This is a genomic window from Pedobacter sp. (genome assembly GCF_035317785.1).
Classification (GTDB): domain Bacteria; phylum Bacteroidota; class Bacteroidia; order Sphingobacteriales; family Sphingobacteriaceae; genus Pedobacter.
On sequence record NZ_DATHGC010000392.1, the window covers coordinates 1 to 4,899 of the forward strand.

Here is a 4,899-nt window from a genome sequence, read left to right on the forward strand (position 1 = left end):
AAATAACAATTCATAACCTGCTTTTACGCTTACAGGCTTTAGTCCCTGTGCGGCTATTCCGCCAAGGGGCGCCAATAGTCCGGTCGCGGCTGCGCCGGCTGTAGTTTTTAAAAAATGTCTTCTGTTTTGGTGCATTTATAATTGCGGTAAATTCCCGGTGTTAAAATTAATTAGGCAACAATATCATGAATTACTTTTCCTGCAACATCAGTGAGGCGGAATGGCCTTCCCTGAAAAGGATAAGTAAACTGTTCATGGTCAAAACCAAGCTGGTTTAATATAGTAGCCTGAACATCAAAAGCATCAACTTTGCCGCTAATGCCTGAATAGCCGATCTCATCAGTCTCACCGTGTGTATATCCTTTTTTGATGCCGCCTCCGGCCATCCAGATGGTAAAGGCATCGGTATGGTGGTCCCGTCCGTTATAAGGATTTTGCACACCATTCCTGTTTTCCATCATTGGGGTACGGCCAAATTCACCGCCCCAGACGACCAGTGTCTCCTCCAGCAAACCGCGCTGTTTAAGGTCCAGCAATAAAGCGGTTATCGGTTTATCGATGCTCCTGCATTTATTTTTCAGGCCGATATTAAGGGAATTGTTGGGTCCATCTCCATGGGCATCCCATCCCCAGTCAAACAACTGCACATACCGCACTCCTTTTTCGACCAGTTTACGGGCAAGTAAAACGTTGTTGGCAAAACAGGCTTTGCCAGGCTGCGTCCCATACATTTCATGTATATACTGGGGTTCATCATTGATGTTCATGACCTCCGGTGCGGAAATCTGCATGCGGTAGGCCATTTCATATTGTGCTACGCGCGATAAGATCTCAGGATCGTTATAATTGGCATATTCCTGTTCGTTGGAAGCATTTATGGCATCGATAGACGCTTTACGCAGGTCACGACTCATGCCGTTCGGATCTTTGATGAACAGAACCGGGTCTCCCTCACTTCTGCATTGTACGCCCTGGTACACAGAGGGCAGAAACCCGCTGCCCCAGATGCTCTTTCCGGCATCCGGAAAACTGCCGCCGCTGGTCAGCACTACAAATCCCGGCAGGTTCTGGTTTTCAGTACCCAGGCCATAAGTTGCCCAGCTGCCCATGCTGGGCCGTCCCAAACGGGGGCTGCCCGTATGGATCAGCAATTGTGCCGGTGCATGATTGAACTGGTCAGTTGACACCGCTTTCAAAAAGCTCACGTCATCCACCATAGTCGAAAAGTGGGGCAAATTTTCACTGACCCAGGCCCTGCTCTGTCCATATTGAGCAAAACTGGCTTGTGGCCCAAGCATTTTAGGTACACCCGTAATGAAAGCAAATTTCTTTCCTGCAAGCAACGATTGCGGGCAGTCCTGTCCGTCCATCTTCATCAGTTCCGGCTTGTAGTCAAACAGCTCCAGCTGAGAGGGCGCACCCGCCATATGCAGGTAAATCACACTTTTGGCTTTCCCTAAAAAAGGAGGTGACTTGGGCAGCAGCGGGTGAGCAGGATCATAAAGTACGGGGTTACTGCTTTTAGAACCGAAATTACAGCCGCCAAGCAATGAACCCATTGCCAGTGCGCCGAGTCCCATGGCACTCTCTTTTAAAAAATGTCTGCGCGTAAATGACCTCAATTGTGTTTCCTGAGCTTCTTTTATCAGTCGGTGTGCATTTAATTCGTCTCTGGTCATCTCAATTAATTTTTCGTAATTACTTCATCCAGGTTCATCATGGCATTGGCCACGATCACCATTGCAGCGGCCTCCGCATTCCTTGTACTATCCCCTGGAAGGATTTCCGTGATTTTGGCCGGATTGGTCTTATAGTCTTTCAAAGCCGTCAGGTACAGCTTGTTCAGGATCTTCAATTTTGGACCGGCAATAGGCTTATACATCATCAGCTCATAACCCTTAGCGATCTGCGCGTTCACCTGCTTACCACCCTCTTTCTGCATCCGCCGGGCAAAATGCCGGGCCATGTCGATATAGGCTTCGTCATTTAGGGTGACCAGTGCCTGCAGCGGTGTATTCGTACGGATTCTCCTGGCGCTGCAGACGACACGCTGTGCACCATCAAAAGCAACCATGGAAGGATAAGGAGCAGTTCTTTTCCAATACGTATAGACAGCCCTGCGGTATTGATCTTCACCGGCAGAAGTATTCCATCTCGCTCCATTATACGGAGAATTCCAGATGCCTTCAGGCTGCCATGGCATTACACCCGCTCCATACATTTTAGGGCTGAGCATACCGCATGCAGAAAGATGCTGGTCACGCAGCTGCTCAGCACTTAGCCTGATCCTTGGGGCCCTCGCATAAAACTTGTTAAACAGGTCTTTCTTTTTCATTTCTTCCGAAACTTTTGAATCCTGCCGGTAGGTCGCACTCATTACCATCTCTTTGACCAGTCTTTTGAGGCTCCATTTATAATCATTCATCAGTTGCCATGACAGGTGGTCGAGCAATTGCTGATGTGTAGGGTTCATGCCCTGTGTGCCCATATCTTCGAGGGTTTCTACGATTCCTGTTCCAAAAAGCTGCTCCCAAAGACGGTTCACTATGGTTCTCGACAGTAGCGGGTTACGTTTATCGGTGAGCCACATGGCCAGTCCCAGACGGTTCTTCGGCGCACCTGCAGGCATCGCATACGCCAGCGACTTTGGTACCCCGGCCCCTACCTCAGCACCCGGAGTTATCCATGCACCGCGCTTGAATACAAACGTTTTACGGGACCTGTTTGCCGGATTTTCCACCATGACCGGCACTGCCTGCGGGTTACTGTTCAGCAAGGTCCAGAAACGTTCTTTGTTTTCTTCATAACCAGGTTTACCAGCCCCGGGAAACTGCGTTCCAAAGCGGAACCAGTCAAAATAGACCACGACCTCATCTTTGTTTGTTGCAGCCGGATTCTGGTACCTCAGGTAAACATCGTGGATGCCCTGCTGCATTTTCAGCTCAATTGGCAGATTCCGGTACCCCGGTCCCTCCGGCACTTTCCAGCTGGCCAATAGAGGCCCGTCAGGCTTGTCCATGTGCAACTGCATCATTCCACCTGCTTTGCCTGTAGAATACCTGTAGATCAGCTGATCCACATGATTGAGGTCAACCCGGGAAATCCTTGCGACCGCATTGTTCTTAAAAAATAAGGCGATGTTGTTATTTCCAATGACTGCATTGCTCAGGCTATCCGTGGTGGTGGAGTTAATGACAGGCTGGCCCGTTTTCAGGAATTTATAGATCTCTTTGGATTGCTTCAGGGAAACATTTTCCTTCAGCCAGGTAGTTAAAGAGTCGAGTTTTTTAGCAGAGGCCTCATCGTATTGCCTCAGCAATGGGTATTCCGACTGGATATCTTCATCCCGGGTATTGTTGAAATAAGCCATGAACTTATAGAATTCATCGTGCTTAAATGGATCGTAAGGATGGCTATGGCATTGCACGCAGGCAAATGTGGTACTCAGCAGTCCTTCCCAGGTAGTATTTACCCGGTCCAGCACTGCAGCTACTCTGAATTCTTCGTTATTTGTCCCGCCTTCATCATTGCTCATTGCATTGCGGTGAAAGGCCGTTGCAATGTACTGCTGATCTGTAGCATCAGGCAAAAAATCTCCCGCTATCTGTTCAGTAATGAAACGGTTGTAAGGCATATCCGCATTAAATGCCCTGATCACCCAATCCCTGTATTGCCATATGTTTCTGCCCCCGTCGGATTCATAACCCTTTGTATCTGCATAGCGGGCAATGTCCAGCCACATCGACGCCCATTTTTCCCCGAAACGCGGAGAGGCCAGCAAAGCATCCACCAAAACTTCATAGGCTTTGTCATTGTCTTTCGCTGTCAGGTATTGTCTGGACAATTTTTCCGGCGCTGACATTCCGATCAGGTCCAGACTGGCCCTTCGCAGTAAGGTAGCCCTATCTGCCATACCTGAAGGTTTCAGTTCATTCTCCTCCAGTTTTTCATAGATAAAATGGTCTATGTCATTTTTGATCCATTCATCGCCTTCATCAGGCACCTCAACTTCCTTTACCGGAAGATAAGCCCAGTGATCGCCCCATTTGGCGCCCTGTTTTATCCAGCGTTTAAAAATATCGATTTCCTCACTGCCCAGCGCATCATGCTTGTAGGGCATACGCTCTTCCGGATCTTTACTTTCCAATCGCTTGATGAGCTCACTTCTCTCGGGGTCACCCGGAATGATTGCCGGCTTCCCACTTTTGTTTACGGCAAGCGCTTCATCGTGAAAAAGTAAGCTAAAACCCGCCTGTTTCTTCACGCCGCCATGGCAGGAAATACATTTCTTGTTGATGATCGGTTTGACCTCTGTGTTAAAATCTACAGCTTTGTCATAAGACATCAGCAGTGAGCACAGAATGACCACCAAAAAAAGGACAAGCAAAACAACTAGTTTCTTGTTGCGAAAAAATTTCATAAGGACATTACTATATCTGGCTTCAATGTGTTCATGTAACTTACTAAGTTTTTATATAAAAACCTAAGGATCAACTCAAAAGTTTTTAACACCGGGCACCCAAAATAGTAAAAAAACCCCTTTAAGAGACAAAGCAAACCTTTGCGTGATTTTTCGTTATCAAGCGCTGTATATTTAAAAAAACTTTGAAAATCAACAATTATAAGCTCATAAACTGAACCGTTGAATACGCACAGCATTCAAAATGGCAAGCAGCGCTACGCCTACATCAGCGATCACGGCTTCCCAAAGGTTGGCCACGCCAAATGCGCCAAAGAAAAGTACGGCAACTTTTACTGCCATGGCTAAAACAATGTTTTGCCAGACTATATTTCGGGTCAGTTTCCCGATCTTCACTGCTGCAACGATCTTCAAAATCTGGTCGTTCTGTATCACGATATCGGCTGTCTCTATAGCCGCATCACTTCCCAGTCCACCCA

General features: G+C 47.7%; 3 protein-coding genes and 1 pseudogene. All 4 read right to left on the reverse strand.

All coding sequences use genetic code 11. From position 1 onward, the window contains the following. Positions 1 to 135: twin-arginine translocation signal domain-containing protein (locus VK541_RS25895; protein WP_414692645.1), on the reverse strand; the 135-nt coding region annotated here is incomplete at its 3' end. Positions 136 to 170: 35 nt separating this feature from the next. Beyond that, positions 171 to 1,679, reverse strand: coding sequence for a DUF1501 domain-containing protein (locus VK541_RS24835; RefSeq protein ID WP_324373324.1), 1,509 nt, complete (start codon positions 1,677 to 1,679; stop codon positions 171 to 173). 5 nt (positions 1,680 to 1,684) lie between these two features. Then, positions 1,685 to 4,420, reverse strand: coding sequence for a DUF1553 domain-containing protein (locus VK541_RS24840; protein ID WP_324373325.1), 2,736 nt, complete (start codon positions 4,418 to 4,420; stop codon positions 1,685 to 1,687). 207 nt (positions 4,421 to 4,627) lie between these two features. After that, positions 4,628 to 4,899: pseudogene (locus tag VK541_RS24845) on the reverse strand (heavy metal translocating P-type ATPase); the annotation flags it as partial.